This is a genomic window from Pseudoalteromonas sp. MB47, assembly GCF_011319765.1.
Lineage (GTDB): Bacteria > Pseudomonadota > Gammaproteobacteria > Enterobacterales > Alteromonadaceae > Pseudoalteromonas > Pseudoalteromonas simplex.
The window spans coordinates 265,151-282,144 of sequence record NZ_VFBD01000004.1 but is presented as its reverse complement, the minus strand read 5'-3'; the positions used below and the strand labels follow the sequence as shown (position 1 = coordinate 282,144).

The 16,994-nt window shown below is 40.8% G+C and carries 18 protein-coding genes and 1 pseudogene; 14 read left to right on the top strand and 5 right to left on the bottom strand.

Annotated elements, in window-relative coordinates:
• Positions 1–165: 165 nt before the first annotated feature.
• On the top strand, positions 166–1,209 hold the full coding sequence (locus IMPJCBKJ_RS01920; protein WP_206004048.1) for an iron-sulfur cluster-binding domain-containing protein: 1,044 nt from the start codon (positions 166–168) through the stop codon (positions 1,207–1,209).
• Positions 1,206–2,267 carry an acyl-CoA desaturase gene (locus IMPJCBKJ_RS01915; protein ID WP_054553550.1) on the top strand — a complete coding sequence of 354 codons (1,062 nt, stop codon included), beginning with the start codon at positions 1,206–1,208 and terminating at the stop codon, positions 2,265–2,267. The genes IMPJCBKJ_RS01920 and IMPJCBKJ_RS01915 overlap by 4 nt, the downstream gene beginning before the upstream one ends.
• 84 nt (positions 2,268–2,351) lie before the next feature.
• Here the strand turns inward: IMPJCBKJ_RS01915 and IMPJCBKJ_RS01910 are convergent, their stop codons facing one another.
• The gene (locus IMPJCBKJ_RS01910) at positions 2,352–3,416 is read right to left on the bottom strand and encodes an ankyrin repeat domain-containing protein (RefSeq protein ID WP_166338445.1); all 1,065 of its coding nucleotides are present in this window, start codon (positions 3,414–3,416) and stop codon (positions 2,352–2,354) included.
• Positions 3,413–4,381, bottom strand: coding sequence for an NAD(P)H-dependent oxidoreductase (locus IMPJCBKJ_RS01905; RefSeq protein WP_166338443.1), 969 nt, complete (start codon positions 4,379–4,381; stop codon positions 3,413–3,415). The genes IMPJCBKJ_RS01910 and IMPJCBKJ_RS01905 overlap by 4 nt, the downstream gene beginning before the upstream one ends.
• A 110-nt stretch (positions 4,382–4,491) precedes the next feature.
• Here IMPJCBKJ_RS01905 and IMPJCBKJ_RS01900 point away from each other — a divergent pair, with 110 nt between their 5' ends.
• Positions 4,492–5,394, top strand: a complete 903-nt coding sequence (locus IMPJCBKJ_RS01900; RefSeq protein WP_166338441.1) for a LysR family transcriptional regulator — start codon at positions 4,492–4,494, stop codon at positions 5,392–5,394.
• Here the strand turns inward: IMPJCBKJ_RS01900 and IMPJCBKJ_RS01895 are convergent.
• Positions 5,391–5,747, bottom strand: a complete 357-nt coding sequence (locus tag IMPJCBKJ_RS01895; protein ID WP_054553546.1) for a helix-turn-helix domain-containing protein — start codon at positions 5,745–5,747, stop codon at positions 5,391–5,393. The genes IMPJCBKJ_RS01900 and IMPJCBKJ_RS01895 overlap by 4 nt on opposite strands.
• A gap of 127 nt (positions 5,748–5,874) precedes the next feature.
• On the opposite strand from IMPJCBKJ_RS01895, the gene IMPJCBKJ_RS01890 reads away from it, so the two are divergent.
• The 7 genes and pseudogenes from IMPJCBKJ_RS01890 to IMPJCBKJ_RS01865 all read left to right on the top strand — a co-directional run bounded on the left by IMPJCBKJ_RS01890 (position 5,875) and on the right by IMPJCBKJ_RS01865 (position 11,437).
• Positions 5,875–6,456, top strand: coding sequence for an NAD(P)H-dependent oxidoreductase (locus IMPJCBKJ_RS01890; protein ID WP_054553545.1), 582 nt, complete (start codon positions 5,875–5,877; stop codon positions 6,454–6,456).
• 9 nt (positions 6,457–6,465) lie between these two features.
• Complete coding sequence (locus IMPJCBKJ_RS01885) at positions 6,466–7,014, top strand: redoxin domain-containing protein (protein WP_054553544.1); 549 nt, start codon at positions 6,466–6,468, stop codon at positions 7,012–7,014.
• Between the two features lie 9 nt (positions 7,015–7,023).
• Entirely contained in the window at positions 7,024–7,389 is a 366-nt protein-coding gene (locus IMPJCBKJ_RS01880; RefSeq protein ID WP_240920977.1) for a hypothetical protein, read from the top strand.
• Positions 7,390–7,401: 12 nt separating this feature from the next.
• Entirely contained in the window at positions 7,402–8,604 is a 1,203-nt protein-coding gene (locus tag IMPJCBKJ_RS01875; protein WP_054553543.1) for a low temperature requirement protein A, read from the top strand.
• A 169-nt stretch (positions 8,605–8,773) separates the two neighbouring features.
• On the top strand, positions 8,774–9,676 hold the full coding sequence (locus IMPJCBKJ_RS01870; protein WP_166338439.1) for a TIGR03571 family LLM class oxidoreductase: 903 nt from the start codon (positions 8,774–8,776) through the stop codon (positions 9,674–9,676).
• A 9-nt stretch (positions 9,677–9,685) separates the two neighbouring features.
• Positions 9,686–10,492, top strand: a pseudogene (gene dkgB, locus IMPJCBKJ_RS20660) (2,5-didehydrogluconate reductase DkgB); the annotation flags it as partial.
• 60 nt (positions 10,493–10,552) lie between these two features.
• Positions 10,553–11,437 carry an alcohol dehydrogenase catalytic domain-containing protein gene (locus IMPJCBKJ_RS01865; RefSeq protein WP_240920982.1) on the top strand — a complete coding sequence of 295 codons (885 nt, stop codon included), beginning with the start codon at positions 10,553–10,555 and terminating at the stop codon, positions 11,435–11,437.
• Positions 11,438–11,474: 37 nt separating this feature from the next.
• On the opposite strand, the gene IMPJCBKJ_RS01860 is transcribed toward IMPJCBKJ_RS01865, so the two are convergent.
• Both IMPJCBKJ_RS01860 and IMPJCBKJ_RS01855 read right to left on the bottom strand, forming a co-directional pair.
• On the bottom strand, positions 11,475–12,329 hold the full coding sequence (locus IMPJCBKJ_RS01860; protein WP_138601940.1) for a DUF417 family protein: 855 nt from the start codon (positions 12,327–12,329) through the stop codon (positions 11,475–11,477).
• A gap of 127 nt (positions 12,330–12,456) precedes the next feature.
• Entirely contained in the window at positions 12,457–13,605 is a 1,149-nt protein-coding gene (locus tag IMPJCBKJ_RS01855) for an MFS transporter (protein ID WP_054553540.1), read from the bottom strand.
• 200 nt (positions 13,606–13,805) lie between these two features.
• Between IMPJCBKJ_RS01855 and IMPJCBKJ_RS01850 the strand changes: the two genes are divergently transcribed.
• The 4 genes from IMPJCBKJ_RS01850 to IMPJCBKJ_RS01835 all read left to right on the top strand — a co-directional run bounded on the left by IMPJCBKJ_RS01850 (position 13,806) and on the right by IMPJCBKJ_RS01835 (position 16,906).
• Positions 13,806–14,582: a DeoR/GlpR family DNA-binding transcription regulator gene (locus tag IMPJCBKJ_RS01850; RefSeq protein WP_130151863.1), complete on the top strand. Its 777-nt coding sequence runs from the start codon at positions 13,806–13,808 to the stop codon at positions 14,580–14,582.
• Positions 14,583–14,676: 94 nt separating this feature from the next.
• On the top strand, positions 14,677–15,507 hold the full coding sequence (locus IMPJCBKJ_RS01845) for an AraC family transcriptional regulator (RefSeq protein WP_166338437.1): 831 nt from the start codon (positions 14,677–14,679) through the stop codon (positions 15,505–15,507).
• 26 nt (positions 15,508–15,533) lie between these two features.
• Positions 15,534–16,136 carry a LysE family transporter gene (locus IMPJCBKJ_RS01840; protein ID WP_166338435.1) on the top strand — a complete coding sequence of 201 codons (603 nt, stop codon included), beginning with the start codon at positions 15,534–15,536 and terminating at the stop codon, positions 16,134–16,136.
• Between the two features lie 59 nt (positions 16,137–16,195).
• Positions 16,196–16,906, top strand: coding sequence for an AraC family transcriptional regulator (locus tag IMPJCBKJ_RS01835; RefSeq protein WP_346774147.1), 711 nt, complete (start codon positions 16,196–16,198; stop codon positions 16,904–16,906).
• The last annotated feature ends 88 nt before the right edge of the window (positions 16,907–16,994 follow it).

The following is a 16,994-nucleotide window of genomic DNA, read 5'->3' as shown; positions in this document are numbered from 1 at the left end:
GCGCTTTGCTTGGCCTTACTCTAAATAGTCTTGCTTCGATGCCGCTTTTAAAAACCTTGGTCAACTGCTTTTTAGAATAATTACTCAAATTAGACTTGCAATTATCACATTTCAGCTTACACTTGTGCGCAAAGTGAGCGTACACCTGTAAGCTAAAGGCGAAAAATGAGAGCGTTATTAAATTCATTATCAAAACATTTATTGCATCATCAGTCATGGGCAGGATACTGGGAGCCGGTGATTCAGTGCTTTAAACCAGGCTGGCGCGAAGGCTGTTTTCGTGCACAAGTAAAACATGTACAGGTGTTTGCTGAACAATGCGTTGAGTTGATTATTGAGCCAGAAAAAACATGGCCAGTTCATCAAGCAGGCCAGCACATTGCGTTAACAATCCAAACGAATGGTCGAATGCTAACGCGTGTATTTACCATCGCAAGCGAACCACAATTGGCAAGGCAGCAGCGACAAATTCGTTTATTGATCCGTAGCCAAGAGTTCGGCGCATTTACATCAAAGCTAATAAATTTGAGGCCAGGGCAATGGCTTAATATTTCTGAGCCTAAAGGCCTGTTTATTATGCCAAATACCGCGCGCTCTTTAATCATGCTTGCCGGTGGCTCAGGCATTACGCCATTTATAGCCATGCTTAAATCTTTACCTGCAGATAGCAAACACACTATAACCCTGCTTTACTATGCAAAGCCGAACAGCCACTGGCTTAAAGATGAGCTTGAGCAACTAAAGCAATCACTGAGCAATTTTGATTATCACTTACTTGAGCGCAACAAAGATGGCGATGCGACGACATGGCTGACAACAAACGCGCATAAACACTGGTTAGTGTGCGGCCCAGCTGCTTTGTATAAGCAAGCAGCCGCTTTAGCTAAGCAATTAAATACGCCGATAGACAGTGAGCATTTCAGTGCAGTCCCTGCTGCTGTAGTAACCTCTGATAAGCACGATTTAACACTCACTCATCAGGGCAAAACATTCACGATTGATAACCAACAAACCTTACTGACCCACTTACAAGCGAATAAGCAACCTGTAACAGTTGGCTGTGGTATGGGGATTTGCCATCAATGCCAATGCGTCAAAAAGCAAGGCATCGTGCGTGATATTCGTACCGGTGAGCTCTCTGATAGCTCAGAGCAGTTAATTCAACTTTGTATATCGCAACCAGTCAGTGACGTGGAGTTATCAGCATGAACACAACAAAAACAGTCAATTATGAAAAATTAGCAGCTCAACTCGATAGCGTTAAAGCAGATGTAAAATCAAAACTCGGTGAGCAAGACGCTAAATACATTCGCCGCGTTATTGTTTGCCAGCGAGTGTTTGAATGGAGTGGCCGAATTCTATTAATGCTAGGCTTTATTCAGCCTGTTTTATGGCTCGTGGGTGTGCTTAGTTTAGCCACTGCAAAAATCCTCGATAACATGGAAATTGGCCACAATGTGATGCATGGCCAATACGATTGGATGAATGATAAATACATAAATTCAAGGTCTTACGAGTGGGATATAGCGTGCGATGGGGCTAGCTGGAACCGCGTTCACAACTACGAGCACCACACCTATACCAATATTATTGGTAAAGATCGCGACTTCGGTTATGGATTACTGCGCTTATCGAATGACTTTCGTTGGCGGATAAAAAACCTGTGGCAATTTGTCACTTACCTATTACTCAGTGTGCTGTTTCAATGGGGGGTGTCGTACCATGAAATGGCAGCCGAGCGCGTATTTTTTGGCAAGAAAAAAGATGACCGTGATTACAAAGTATCGCACAGCGAACTGAAAAAGCGCTTTTTTAGTAAGGGTGCACGCCAGCTAGTGAAAGACTATCTGCTCTTTCCAATGCTTGCTGGGCCTTTATTTTTGTGGGTTTTAACAGGCAACCTTGCCGCTAATTTATTACGTAACCTGTGGACCTCAACCATTATCTTTTGTGGGCACTTTACCGGTGAAGTAGAAACATTTAACCAACAAGACTGCGAAAATGAATCACAAGGCCAGTGGTATTACCGCCAAGCGTTAGGCTCATCAAATATCAAAGGGGGTAACCTGTTTCATGTAATGACTGGGCACTTGAGCTATCAAATAGAGCATCACTTATTCCCAGATTTACCCGCAAAACGCTACCGCGAAATTGCCCCTAAGGTGCAAGCTATCTTTAAAGAACACGGTATCCACTACAATACCGGCGGCTTCTTTCGCCAGTACTTTTCTGTCGTAAAACGAATTGTGCGCTACTCTTTTCCGTAATTGAAATACGCTAGCAAATTCTGCTAGCGTATAGCTTTAGGTATACTTCCCTTTAAACGCTCTTTCTCGCAGAGGCTATCAAAACTAATTTGATGCCATTTTTAAGAAATGTGCTATTTCAGTATAACCATTTTGAATAGCGAGCTGCTCAGGTGTATTACCATCATAACCTGTTAAATCAAGCCTTGCTTTAGCTTCTACCAATACCTTCACGGCCTCAAAATGTCCATGCCATACAGCATCATGTAAAGGCGTATAACCATTATTAGGACCTTGAGCATTTAGGACACTTTTAAATCCAGGGTATTGACTTAAAAGAGTTAGCATATCAGCCCGACCAAAATAAGCAGCCTTGTGCAAAGCAATCGCGGCCATATAGGCCCCAGTTAGAGTTTGATCCGCACCGTTCTCAAGTAGTATTTTAGCGACAGCTAACTGTCCCTGCATAGCAGCTAATAATAGGGCACTGTGAAAGTCACTGCCGTTTTTAAGCACAGGTGCTAAAGCGTTAACATCATAGCCTTTTGAAATTAAGTCTTTTATTTTCTCAACCTTTCGTGCTTGCGATATTGAACTATCTGCAACTACCAAATAAATTGCTGCTTTCTCAATTGCTTTAGCTTGAGTGCGTGCGTGATGTTCAGTAAACAACTGATTTATCCTTGATACATCCTCATTAAGTGAGGCATCATTTGTTTTTCCTCCTGAGCGATTAAACTGTAAGGCTGTAGCTCCCGCAGCTGATAAGACTGTAGTATCAATATCATCTAGACTGAGTAAATACGCTACTGCATCAACATTGCGATGCCACACAGCTAGTAACAAAGGGGTTCCGCCAAGCCTAACAGACTGTAAATTAACATAAGCTCCATTCTCTACTAATAATTTTACCATCGCTAGATTCCGGCCTTGTACTGCTATGTGTAAAGGGGCAATCCCCATTAACTTATCAAGCTGGTTAACATCGGCTCCTTGCGCGATCAGTAATTTTACTTGAGATATATCATTGGCAATAACCGCTTTATGTAAATCTGATAAATTTTGCTTAATATTATGCTCAACAATTGGGGAATAAAGTGTACTTTTACTTTGTACATTAAATCCTGTCAGGCTTGCTAACATTAATGCTGAAATTAATCTCTTTCTCATAATTGATCGCCCAATGATGAAACTAAGTACTGCTCAATGAGCACATGTTGCCCATCAATTATTCTTAAACGCCAATTTTCTTTGACTTGTACTTCAACATTTTGCCCAGCAAAATCAGAATCAATGTATGTGTGTGCGCTCAATTTAACTCTCAAAGAAAGGTTAAAATATTCTCCGTCAGCAGTAATATCTATTTGCTCAACTGTGTGCCTACAATTAGGTTTAAATGTTGATAATGCCCATTGGTACCATTGTTTAAAGCCCGCGTGCCCCAAAAAATCTCCTTCTGGCAAGCACAAAACAAGTTGCTTTGATAAATGGGGTAAAAACGCTTCGGTTTTTTCTGACAAAGAATCTAACTTATCGAACCATTTATTTACAAATTGCTTAATTATACTCTCTGGCGAATGTAATAAATCAGCAATTTTAGCCGCTAAGCGCTCTCCATGTTCGACAGCTCGATTTTGGACATCCGATAACTCATTGTACACCCCCTCTATATAAACCATTCGATGACTATAGATTGGCCTATGGTATTGCATTTTTGCAAGGTAAGCAGTTTGTTCTAGTGGACGCAAAAACTCTTCCACACTGAAATGATTATAGCCAAGAGGTGAATATGCTTCTTCAGGGCCACCGACAGTAACTGATAAAATTAGATGTTTGTTTGCTAATTTGTCACCTTTAGGCCCATAAGCAAAATTGTAAGATAGCACTTCATCAATCCAACGTTTCATAAGCGCTGGAACAGAGTACCAATAAAATGGGAACTGTAAAACAACAACACTAGCGCTTAACAGTGCTTCATGTTCTGAAACTATATCGATCTGTTTTTCACCATATAGTGAATCTAACCGTCTTATAGCTACATCATCATGCCGCGATAACAATGTCTCGATGACAGTCGTATTCGCATTTGATTCTGATAGGTTTGGGTGGCCTGAAATAACTAAAATTTTACTCATGAATTTGCCTTCAAGGTATATAAGGAACGAATTCGATAAGCATAAGATATACTATTAATTAGTTTTAGATGATATTATCAACAATAATTATTAGATAGAAACTAACAATAATGAACGGTACCGACTACTCTCAATTACTTATTTTTCATGCAATTGCTGTGGAAGGCAGTATTAGTGGCGCAGCCCGAAGACTAGAAATGACGGCACCTTCAGTAAGTCATGCATTAAAATCTCTTGAACGCTCGCTACACGTACCATTATTTAATCGCACCACTCGGCGAATCGAACTAACTGAAGCAGGCGAACAACTTCGCCAGCAGACAAAAACAGCTATAAGCGAATTGTCAGATGCTTTTGAAAGTGTAAAAGAGTTTAGTGCAACACCAAAAGGGACAGTGAGATTAACAACCCCTCGTTTTGCATTCCAATTATTATTAGAGCCATACTACGAGGAGTTTTGTCGTCGCTATCCTGAGATCCAATTAGAGATATCAATAAATGATGCAACTGTTAACTTGATTACTGATGGTATGGATATAGGTATTCGGTTTGGAGACAAAATTGAGCCTGGCATGGTAGCTAAACCACTTACTGCACCTTCCAAAGAGGGCTTTTTTTGCTCACCGAGCTATGCTAAAACCTATGGGATCCCTAAAACTATTGAAGATTTAGCTAACCATAAATTAATCCAATACCGATATATAACATCTAAAAAGTTAGTAGCCATTAACTTATTAAATAAAGGGCAGACAACGTCAGTAACAATGCCATTTGCGATGGTCGTGAATGATACGGATTTGATGATTAACGCGGCGAAAAAAGGCCTTGGCATAGGGCGAATGGTAGAGCCAATGTTACATAGTCACTTTAAAGAAGGCACTTTAATTCCAATCCTTGAAGAACATTGGTATCCCTTTTCAGGGCTTTTCTTATACTTTCAGCAGCACAGTCAAAAGGCGCGAAAAGTGAGAGTTCTTATAGATTTTATTCTAGAAAAGAATCGCAAACTTTAAATCTCATTTGATTCAGACCAAACTCGTAACTCATCGAGTATATGCAGTGCTGAGCGGCCAAAATCAGTAAGTTCATAGGTCACCGCTATCGGGCGGGTGCTAATAACATGACGGGTGATCATCGCTCTACTTTCAAGCTCTTTTAGACGTTGGTCTATCATCTTTTTACTTGCACCACCCAGCATACGCGTTAAATCATTAAAACGCACAGGGCCATCTTTTAAATGATAGATAATAGATCCCGTCCATTTACCGCCAATCAAACGCATGCCTTTTTCAATAGCACAGGGCTCCATGCAAGCATTTAAAACTTTTTTTCTACCCTTACTATCTGTTTCTACTGAACTTTCCAAAACATCCTCGCATTTTTCAGACTAGTTACAAAAAGGTGACTGGTTGATTTAACAATCTAGGTTACTATTATATACCACGGAATATATTTTGAACACGATAAAGTAATTAGCAAACGGATACTCAACTATGAAAAACGTATTAATTCTTAACGCACATCACTATTACCCTTTTTCTGAAGGTAAGTTAAATGCTGCTTTAATCGAAAAAGCCGACGCTTTTTTTAAAGCAAAAGGCTATCAAACTCGCGTGGTTAATACACAAGACGAATTTGATGTAGAAACTGAACTTGAGAACCATCAATGGGCAGATATCGTCTTTTTGCAATCACCTATTAATTGGATGGGCATGACATGGTCATTCAAAAAATACATGGATGAAGTGTACACAGCGGGTATGGGGGGAGCGCTTTGCCATGGTGATGGTCGTCATCAAGACAATCCAAAAGCCAATTACGGTAAAGGCGGCACCTTGACTAACACTCAATATATGATGTCGCTGACTTTAAATGCGCCTGCAGAATCATTTGCAGATGCCGCTGACTTTTTTGAAGGTAAAAGTGTTGATGACCTTGTTTTCCCAATGCATATGAACTTTAAGTTTTTCGGTATGCAAGCGATGCCAACTTTCGCCTGTTATGACGTGATGAAAAATGCAGACATCGACAGCGACTTTGCGCGCTTTGAAAAACACTTAAACGAGAACTTTTAAGGAACACTCATGAGTAACGAATCTGTTTATAGCAATAAACTCCATCCGGGCAGTGCATTTCCTAGTATCAGTGCTGCACTTTTGAATGGTGAAGAGGCTGTTCTTGGTCAACCTCAACACGGTGCAAGCTGGCAGCTTGTTGTTGTTTATCGTGGTAAGCATTGCCCTTTATGTACCCGCTATTTAAATAGCCTCGAGCAGTACAAAGCGGCGCTATTAGAAACGGGTGTTGATGTAATTGCTGTTTCAGGTGATAGCAAAGAGCAGCTAGAAGCGCATTTAGAGCAGCTATCTGTGTCATTTCCACTTGCTTACGGTTTGACTACAGAGCAAATGCAAGCATTAGGTACTTACATTTCTGATCCCCGTTCACCACAAGAAACGGATCACCCTTTCGCAGAGCCCGCACTGTTTGTGGTTAACGAGCAAGGTAAAGTACATGTGGTTGATTATTCTAATAATCCATTTGTAAGACCTGATTTAGCAACTTTGGTAAGCGGGCTTAATTGGATACGCGACCCAAAAAATAATTACCCAATTCGCGGTATGCATAAGTAGAGTGTAGCCATGAGCAAAATGACAGCTTTGATGATTGGCTTGGTGAGCACAATTATGTGCTCACAACATGCTTTTTCAGCACAACTTCCCCATGCACATATTGCTTCACCCAATCACTATGAAGTATTGCTAGATAACAGTGAAGTACTTGTTTTACGTATGACTTTAGCACCAGGTGAGCAAGATAATTGGCATAAGCATAATGCTGAAACAGTCTATTTTGAGACAGGCGGTAAAGCGACCATCAGTACTAAAGAGTCACAAACAACAATTGAGATCCCTAATGGCTATGTGATGTGGCATGACGCATGGACTCATCAAGTCAAAAATGAGGGTGAAACCACCATCACTGCAATTATTGTCGAAAGGAAATAGGTAGGATCAATTATGGCATTAGAAAACCACCCAATGTGGCGCTTACCTAAGCATCACCTAGATTTAAAAAGTTCACATGACCATGTTCATTGGGTTGAATTATTTTATGACCTTATCCATGTGGTAATCATTTTTTTGCTAGGTAATTTTTTGAGCGACCACTTACATTTAAGTGGTTTTCTTACATTTGCAGGTTTGTTCATCACCGTATGGTTTGCGTGGGCTGACTCCAGCGTTTTTAATTCACTCTATGTCAGTACTGATGTAAAACACCGGCTGATCATGGCCTGCCAAATTGTTACCGCCATGGTTATGGCTGCCTCGATCCCTCATGTACTTGATAAAGGTTGGACATATTTTGCATTAGCCTATGCTGCTAATCGCCTTATTACAGCTTATTTATTTCATCGCACCAATCAATTGGGGGTCGAATCAACAAAATTAGCACGCAGTGTGAGCCGTAACTACTTTGCTCTTGCCATCATTTTTGCTACCACAGCATTTATGCCTGCCCCCTATCGTTATTGGGTGTTTGGCGCTGCGATTGCCGCTATCCAAGTTTTATATATGGCTCCAAAAATTGGTGTACTTGAAAATAAACGCTTTTTACCACGCCTTGGGCATATGTCTGAGCGCTTCGCCCTTTTACTACTTATTGTCGTAGGCGAAGGTTTCTTTAAATTGGTGATTACTTTATCTGAAAAAGGAGTTTATAAAGTCGACCCCACTGTACTGGCTAACTTTATGTTTGGTGGTATTGCGGTATTTGTGCAATGCTGGATTTACTTTGATTTTGTTGGCAATGGTAAACCTAAAAATCAACACAAATGGACACTCGTAAGTTGGTGGTTAGCTCACCTATTTTTAATGCTATGTGCAGTTATGGTTGGCGTTGCACTCGCCGGCGAAGTGAAAGCCGGGTTCTGGCAGCCGTACCCCCTAAAATATGGTGTCATTGGTTGTGTAGGGTTAGCAGGCTACTTATTAAGCTTATTGTGGATCCAGCTAATGATCGAACATCGCGTAGCCCATCGTTTTGCTACAGCCAAAGTAAGGATGTTTGGCGTCATACTTGCTTTAGTTACCATTCCCATTTTACCCCATGTACCTTCGCTCATTGGCAACTTACTTTGGGGCACTGCACTGATTTCACAAATTGCCTACCCAGTCACTCGCGCATACTTTACCCTTTCAAAAGAAGAAGCTAATTCATAACGATTAAAACACCTTTGCAAAAACGACAAAGGTGTTTTGTTATCCTTGCTGTTTTTCGCAAATAAATTTAGCGCCACAATACCCTCATTACTTAATCATAAATCACTTTCAGGGCGGCATTAAATTGTTAAGTATTGTTTAGCTATGTCCCTTAAAGTTTGGAGTCATAATGAGTTTTGATAAATTAGCGCAAAAACCATTCTCAATTGGGGTTGAACTTCCACTTGATAATGATTGGGCACATTTCAATCAACAATCAAATCAATCATTTGGGATCCCTAATTTAGCTAACCATGAATCACGTGTTCAACTTGCTGATGAGCTTGGCTACGCAGCGGCATGGGTTCGCGACGTACCGATTTATGACCCGAAATTTGGTGATGCCGCCCAAGTTTATGAAACCTTCAGTTACCTTGGCTACTTAGCAGCTAAAACCAAGAATATATTACTTGGCACCGCAGCGGTGGTATTGCCATTGCGCCAACCTTGGCTTGTTAAAAAGGCAGCAAATACTGTGCAAGCGCTTAGTAATGATCGGCTAATTTTAGGTGTTGCCAGCGGTGATAGACCTATTGAATATCCTTTATTCGATATTGATTTTGCAAGCCGTGGTGAGCAACTACGTGAATCTGTTTCGCTACTAAAAGGCGCCCCTAAGCGACCTTTAGAAGCGGGTCAAAAGCTACTACCAGAAGTGAAAAATTTCCCACTTTATGTAGCAGGTCTTGCTCAGCAAAGCCCTCAATGGGTTGGCGAAAACATGGACGGCTGGCTTGCTTACCCAGGCACACCAGATGATCATCAAAAGCGTGTCGCTTTGTGGCGAGAGGTCGCAGGAAATAAGCCGTACGTTAGTTTTATTCATTTAAATTTATTAGATGATTCTGATGCACCTATAAAACGTCATCGTTTTGGGGTTGAAACAGGCGTCAACGGACTCATCTCAGAGCTAAAGGCAATGAAAAATGCCGGTGTGAATCACATCGGCCTGCACTTTAGACGTAACGAATTACCCATTGAATGGGCATTAAAGCACATCGGCGAACATGTTTTGCCCACGTTCCATAATTAAGGAGTTATGATGTCACAATCAATTATGCCAAAACTGGGTTTTGGTACATTTAGATTACAAGACGAAGTTGCATATCAAAGTGTGCTAACAGCTATTGAAGAGGGCTTTAGACACATCGACACTGCGCAAATTTACGGTAACGAAGAAGCAGTTGGCCGAGCGATTAAAGACAGTGGTGTTGCACGTGGTGAGTTATTTATTACCACCAAAGTATGGAATGATAAGTTAAATAAAACGGACTTTATTAACAGCGTAAAAGAGAGCCTGACTAAACTACAACTAGATTACGTCGATTTACTGCTTATTCATTGGCCAAGCCCAGCCAATGGCGAAAGCATGGATGAGTATTTAACTGAGTTACAATCAGCAAAAGAGCTTGGTTTAACGAAAGAAATTGGTGTTTCAAACTTTACCATTGCACAAATGGAAGAAGCCTTAAGTATTTTGCCAAAAGGCGCATTATTTACCAATCAAGTTGAAGTTCACCCCTACCTAACCAACCAAAAGGTACGTGATTTTTGTGCCCAAAACGACATTCTCGTTACCGGCTATATGCCATTTGCGGTAGGTAAAGTACTTAAAGATCCAACCATCAAAGCGATTGCAGACAAACACCAAGTGAGCACCGCTGAAGTAGTCATTGCATGGGAGTTAGCGCATGACATGGTAACGATACCGTCATCTACCAAACGCGAAAATATGGCTACCAACTTAAAAGCCCTTTCGCTTAGCTTAAGCCAAGACGAGATCAATCAAATTGATGCCCTTAGTTGCGGCGACAGGCAAGCAAACCCGGATTTTGCTCCTGACTGGGATCATGATGAAGTAAAGACAACTCATGCTTGGCAGTTTCAAGGTGCTGATAAAGCACTCGCTTTGGGATTGAAAGCTGTACCAGCACTTAAAGCAGGGCAAATTTTGGTCCGAAACCTAGCGGTTGGTATTAATCCAGTTGATTGGAAGTTTATTCAAGCTGACCCTATAAATTGGGCAGATACACATACACCTGGCGTAGACGGTGCTGGGGTTGTTGAGCTGGTAGGCGATGGCGTCGATAGCAAACTAATCGGTAAAACAGTCGCTTATCATCATAGCTTGAGTGAAAACGGCAGCTTTGCTAAACACACAGTACTTTATGCAGACCGTGTTATGCAGGTGCCAAAAGGGTTAGCTGTCAATGTTGCTGCTGCATTACCTTGCCCACTGCTTACTGCATGGCAAGCTTTTAGCAAAATACCATTACGCAAAGACGAAAAAGTATTAGTAACCGGCATGGGAGCTGTTAATAAACTGCTGACACAAATGCTGAATCACAGTGGCTTTGAAGTACATGCTTTATCAAAAAGCCTAACGACTGAGCAAGCCGAAAAGCTTGGCGTTAAGTTAGTATTACGCGACGCACCATCTGAAGGTGGCTACTTTGCACTCTTTGATGCTAATGGCCCTGAAGAAGCTAAAAAGTTAGTGCCACTTCTACAGGCAAATGGTCATGTGATCAGTATTTTAGGACGCATTGAAACCCCAGTCGATGAACCATTCACGCGCACTATTTCTTATCATGAAATTGCCCTTGGTGCATTACACGATTATGGTGATTCACAGCAATGGCAACGTCTTGTAAGTGATGGCGAAAAGCTCCTTAATGACATTGCGTCGGGTACTTTAAATGTTGAAGAACCCACTGACTTTGAATTTAACAATCTCAATGATGCCCTTGAGTTTTCTAAAGTTCAAAAGCAAAAAGCCGTTGTAGTTGTTTAGTTATCATTTAAAAGGCCTCTTCTGAGGCCTTTTTATTTTATTCTGCTGTTTCTTTAGGTGTATTGTTGAATACAGCTAAATGATAAATAATCACTAAATTAGCTATAAACCACAGATCTTTAATTACAAACTGACCTAATCGCTCAAACACTGTAACGCTGCTAAGCGCATTAGGTGCGGTAATTAAAAATGTTTGTGTCATGATAAATACCGAGCAACAGGCTAGTCCAGCAAGTAAAATAAGTTTCGCATTTCTGATATACAAGCCAACACCTAACAGCGCCACACTCAAAATATCAAATATGCCAATCGCATTTGATGCCCCTTGCACGCTAAAAACAATATACAACCAAGACATAAACGGTGAAGACTCAACAAGGCTAACAATCGCATTTGCTTCAAAAGCAAAAAACTTCATTGCGCCAATCCAAACCAACACTAATGCCACCGATGCATAATTCAAAGCAACATGCGCTTTATCACTCAAAACATCTTTGTAAAACACAAATAAAAATAAAGGAATAACAGCAAAATACTTAATAATACCCTGCCCCGAACCAATTACTGGAAAACCCCCTTCACTTGCAAGCCAACGATTTGCACTGAACAATGTAAGTAAACAGGTAAGTGCAATAATAAGAGCTGTCACGGTGGGAAGCGCCCTATTAATAAATCCTAAATGAGAATGAAGGCTGGTAATACCTACAAAACAAAGTGCAAAGCCTGCAATCATACTCATGAGATGGTCAGGTACCTGAGTCTCTAAACCATAAAACGAAAATATACTGCCAATAGCATTGGGGTTTGCCCCCAAAATAAAAGACAAACCCAATAAAGAAAAACTGATAGTAATAAGTGCAATCACTAAATTATTTGATGTACGTAAATTCATTTAAACCCCTCTATAAAACTCAATTAGAAGACCTAAGTTAGGGATAAAAACATTCACCATTTTATAATTTACTATCACCTTTTCCTGTTAAATACATATAACCTTTTGAATAATAACAATTATAAAGTTAGTCTTGTGAAACTTTCACAAAGAGTGAAAAGATAGTCGCCAAAGCAATTAACATCGCTATTACGACCAATGCAGACGCAAGTGAAGAAAAATGTGCAATTTGACCGACACTTGCAGGCCCCATTAATACACCTAAATAACCAAATGTCGTTACAGCAGGAATTGCCGTAGCTTGCGACATGTAGGTTTGCTTCCCCGCCGCAGAAAACATAATTGGTACAACGTTGGCACAACCTATTCCCATTAACACATAACCAAATAGCGCAACATAAAAGCTCATTGATACAATAGCGATTATCAAGCCAAGGCTTGCTACTAAACCACTTATAGTCAGAACAGCCCTTTGCCCATGCTTTGCAATAATGCGATCGCCAAATAAGCGCCCTAAAGTCATTGTGACTGAAAAGCTAAAAATCCCTAATGCCGCCATTCCTGTTGATGCATTTTGATAATCAATTAAATATATTCCGCTCCAATCTAAAACGGTTCCCTCTGCGAGAAACATTGCAAAGCAAATAATGCCAATTAAAATCACCGGGCCTTTTGGGAGCGCAAATGCAGGACCTTCATTGGGGCTTGCAAAAGGAAGTAAGTCTCTCTTTGCGAAGATCAAACACAGTAATACTATCGCCGCCATTAGCATACAGATTTCGAATGCCGAAAAACCAGCAATTAGCAGCATTGCTACAGCACCCGCCCCTAAAATACCACCTAAACTGTAAAAACCATGAAAACCAGACATAAGTGAAAGCTTAGAACGTTCTTCAACCAACACAGCCTGAATGTTCATAACACAATCAGTTGCGCCGATAGAAAGGCCAAAAATCACCAGTAAAGTTGCCAAGCTAGCCACACTATTTACTAAAGCAAAAAATGGTAGGCAAAAAATAATCATCATCGTTGAGAGCTGTAATACACGTTTACAACCATACTTAGTTGCGAGCGCACCTGATACAGGCATAGCAAATATTGCACCTGCACCAAGACACAAAAGCAACAACCCTAAAGTACTCTCATCAATGCCAATATGCGCTTTAATTACTGGTATGAGCGATGCCCACGTAGCCGTGGCTAAACCTGCACACAAAAATAGTAACCTTGTAACGAGTACTTCGCGCTTTTTAAACGGATACCTTTCTAACAACATCAAACAAAACCTTACATAAAACATCACAATCGAGCAGGGTAAGTGACTAGGTTAAAACCCGTCACCTTCCCTCATTCCAGTTTATAACTAAACTAAGGCTTAGTTATTGAGCTATTTAACTCTAAATAATCACAAAATTGCTAAAACGAGCATGCAATGCTACATTAGCTTTAGTTTAAACTGCTCACTTGTGATTATTTATGCTCGATTATGCTTCATTCCCAGATCAGAGGCAAGCACTGATCAAAGATCATTTACAACAAACCGGCCGAGTTGTGTGTGTTCAATTAGCCAAAGAACTTAATGTCTCCGAACATACGATCCGCCGAGATCTGCAAGAATTAGCAAATCAAGGGGTGTGTAAAAAAGTGTATGGCGGCGCTGTCATTAATGCACAAAATGATGGCAGTTTAGTGCAACGAATGGTTTTAAATAGTGACCGTAAGCAGCTTTTAGCTAAAGCGTGTATTCCTTACTTTAAAGAGCATGCATTTGTTTTTATTGATTCTGGCAGTACCAATTTAGCCATTGCAAGTATGATCCCACACGATCTTGCCTTAACGGTGGTTACCCACACGCCTGCAATTGCTATTGCACTACAATCACATCAACAATGTGATGTAATTCTATTAGGTGGAAAAATAAGTAAGCAACAAGGCGCTGCAATTGGTAGTTGCTCGTTAAAGCAATTACAAACAATGCATTTTGACCTAGCAGTTTTAGGTGCTTGCGCAATCGATGCCGAGGTGGGTGTTTCAGCGTTTGACGTTGAAGATGCACAGTTTAAACACGCTATAGTAAAACAAAGCAATAATGTATTAATCGCCGTTACTGAAGAAAAACTGTCTTCAGTCGCTAGGCATAAAGTGACAGCGTTAGACGCTATTTCTGTTTTAATTACTGACGCCAAGAAAAACGATATAAAACTCGCTGAATTTAAAGACACTGAATTAGAACTTGTCTGTACCTCTGAATAAATTAAAACAGCAATTTTGTTCAAGTTTTTAGGTTGCCAGCTTCGCTATATTGGCGTAGGAATAATAACGAAGCGCACACCCTTCAGGAGCATCTGTGAGCAAAGACAATCACTTTAAGTACATTAACAACGAACAGCATCAGAGCATCTCGATGTTGACTGCGACTATGAGTGATTTTACCTATGCAAAACATGCTCACGAAGAGTATTCAATTGGCATTACTCTACAAGGGCGGCAAGATTTCTTTTGTCGTAATGCGTTTTATAAAAGCGTACCTGGCAATGTCATTTTGTTTAACCCTGAAGATATTCACGATGGTCACTCTGGCACTGAGCAAAACCTAGAGTATCTTATGCTGTACATTCATCCCGATGAATTTAAGCCGTTGTTCAAAGCGCTTGGGTATAAGCAAGATTGCACATTACGTATGGCAAACACCTTGTATGCTGATCCATTACTGCGTAATCAAGTGATTCACTTATCAAGGCTTTTACAAACCAATAGCACCAGCAAAATAGAGCGAGAAGCTGCAGTATTGCAAATGGCGCAGTCTTTAGTCAGGCTCAACGGTAGCCTTGATTTGCCAACTTTAAGCACTCGTGTTGATAGCTTGCTTCTGCGTGCAAAAGACTACATTTTGGCAAATATCGACAATGACATTTCTATTGATGACATTGCCCATGCTGCCACCATGTCGAAATTTCATTTTATCCGCCGCTTTCGCGAGCACTTCGGTATTACTCCACATCAATATGTTTTGAACTGTCGTATTAATTATGCCCGTAGAGCGTTACAAGTTGGCCGCGATGCCACCAGCGTGGCGGTTGAATCTGGCTTCGCTGATGCCAGCCACCTCAATCGTAACTTCAAACGAGTATTTGGTATGACACCAAAACAATTTCAACTGCAATGGGCTCGAAGATAGAGCTAATTTACTGATTTGGAGCTGTTATGGCAGATATTTTTGCATATGCTATTGGCATTATGTACACCCCTGGGCCAATCAATTTACTCGGTTTAAGCAGTGGCTTAAATAAACAAACTCGTTCACACCTTGGGTTTTTTATCGGCGTGGGTAGCGCGATGTTTATCTTATTTGTGCTGCTTGGCTACCTTGGCTTACAAGTGATCAATCCGCAGTTTTTGCCTTATGTGAGCTTAATTGGTTGCGGCTATATTTTGTATATTGCTTGGAAGGTTGCAAAAGCAAAAGTACAGGTGAATGATACCTCAGCAGATGCCTCACTTAGCTTTTTCGATGGCCTGTTTATGCAGCTATTAAATCCAAAAGCCTTGGTGGCCACTTTGCCAATTGCTACGATTCAATTCCCAAGCGCCGATATTACTGGCGCAGCAATCGTATTTTGGTCTTTTATTTTAGCCATCCTTGCCTTTGGTGCGCCTACAAGTTACTCGTTAGCAGGCTTGGTGCTTGGCAAACAAGTATCACGGCCGGGTGTTTTTTATGTGTTTAATAAACTGATGGCTATTTTGTTGGTTTATGTCGCGTTAATGATTGCCTACGAGCATGTGCTAACCCCGTTAATGGCCTAAAATTGATCATCCCTCGCAAACAGGCATAATAGCCTTATTCAGCAAACGGCTATCACAAAATGATGCAAGGCAATCTATCTATTCGTTCTTACAGTACTAAGCCTGTTAGTCATAGCCATGACTATCATCAACTTGTACTGCCCTTAAAAGGTGTGATTGCCATTAGTGTCGGTGATTTTCAAGGTAGAGTCGCCCCCGGTGAATGCGTGGTTGTCAAAGCCTCGCAAACGCATCTTTTTACCGCAATGCCAGAGGCGCGATTTGTGGTGGCCGATATGCCAAAGTTACCAGATAACCTAGCGATTGCTGAACGCTGTGTGTTTGCTATTAATCAATCACTTTGGGCATTTTTGCAGTTTGTGGCAAAGCAACTTGAGCAAGCGGTTAATCGTGAATTAGAACTTGCCATGTTTAACACCTTCGACTTGCTGTTAGCTGAGCAAATTATGCAGCCTAAGGTCGACAGCCGTATTAGCGAGGCACTGCTTTATATTGACAGTCACTTAAGCACTCCTCTTCAAATCAAACACCTTGCCAGCATTGCCTGTTTAAGCCCAACGCAATTTAAACTACTGTTTAAGCAACAAACCGGATTGACTGTCATGAACTATGTAACTAAACAGCGAATGGAAAAAGCCCAAGCCTTACTCAGTCATACCGACTACCCGTTGCAGCGTATTAGTGAGTTAGTTGGTTACAATGAGCTTTCATCTTTTAGCCGTAGTTTTTCAAAGTACTTTGGCTTATCACCGAGTAAATTCAAAAAGTAACTTTAGTTTTTAACGCCAACAAAACCGTCCTTTTTGTCAAAAACTTTGCATCGATTTTAATTATGCTTTTGATATCTTAAATTTAAAG

Excerpts from the sequence above, each read along its gene's own strand:
- IMPJCBKJ_RS01920 (WP_206004048.1), top strand. The coding sequence starts at position 166 with ATGAGAGCGTTATTAAATTCATTATCAAAACATTTATTGCATCATCAG.
- IMPJCBKJ_RS01915 (WP_054553550.1), top strand. The coding sequence starts at position 1,206 with ATGAACACAACAAAAACAGTCAATTATGAAAAATTAGCAGCTCAACTC.
- IMPJCBKJ_RS01910 (WP_166338445.1), bottom strand. The coding sequence starts at position 3,416 with ATGAGAAAGAGATTAATTTCAGCATTAATGTTAGCAAGCCTGACAGGA.
- IMPJCBKJ_RS01905 (WP_166338443.1), bottom strand. The coding sequence starts at position 4,381 with ATGAGTAAAATTTTAGTTATTTCAGGCCACCCAAACCTATCAGAATCA.
- IMPJCBKJ_RS01900 (WP_166338441.1), top strand. The coding sequence starts at position 4,492 with ATGAACGGTACCGACTACTCTCAATTACTTATTTTTCATGCAATTGCT.
- IMPJCBKJ_RS01890 (WP_054553545.1), top strand. The coding sequence starts at position 5,875 with ATGAAAAACGTATTAATTCTTAACGCACATCACTATTACCCTTTTTCT.
- IMPJCBKJ_RS01885 (WP_054553544.1), top strand. The coding sequence starts at position 6,466 with ATGAGTAACGAATCTGTTTATAGCAATAAACTCCATCCGGGCAGTGCA.
- IMPJCBKJ_RS01880 (WP_240920977.1), top strand. The coding sequence starts at position 7,024 with ATGAGCAAAATGACAGCTTTGATGATTGGCTTGGTGAGCACAATTATG.
- IMPJCBKJ_RS01875 (WP_054553543.1), top strand. The coding sequence starts at position 7,402 with ATGGCATTAGAAAACCACCCAATGTGGCGCTTACCTAAGCATCACCTA.
- IMPJCBKJ_RS01870 (WP_166338439.1), top strand. The coding sequence starts at position 8,774 with ATGAGTTTTGATAAATTAGCGCAAAAACCATTCTCAATTGGGGTTGAA.
- IMPJCBKJ_RS01860 (WP_138601940.1), bottom strand. The coding sequence starts at position 12,329 with ATGAATTTACGTACATCAAATAATTTAGTGATTGCACTTATTACTATC.
- IMPJCBKJ_RS01855 (WP_054553540.1), bottom strand. The coding sequence starts at position 13,605 with ATGTTGTTAGAAAGGTATCCGTTTAAAAAGCGCGAAGTACTCGTTACA.
- IMPJCBKJ_RS01850 (WP_130151863.1), top strand. The coding sequence starts at position 13,806 with ATGCTCGATTATGCTTCATTCCCAGATCAGAGGCAAGCACTGATCAAA.
- IMPJCBKJ_RS01840 (WP_166338435.1), top strand. The coding sequence starts at position 15,534 with ATGGCAGATATTTTTGCATATGCTATTGGCATTATGTACACCCCTGGG.
- IMPJCBKJ_RS01835 (WP_346774147.1), top strand. The coding sequence starts at position 16,196 with ATGATGCAAGGCAATCTATCTATTCGTTCTTACAGTACTAAGCCTGTT.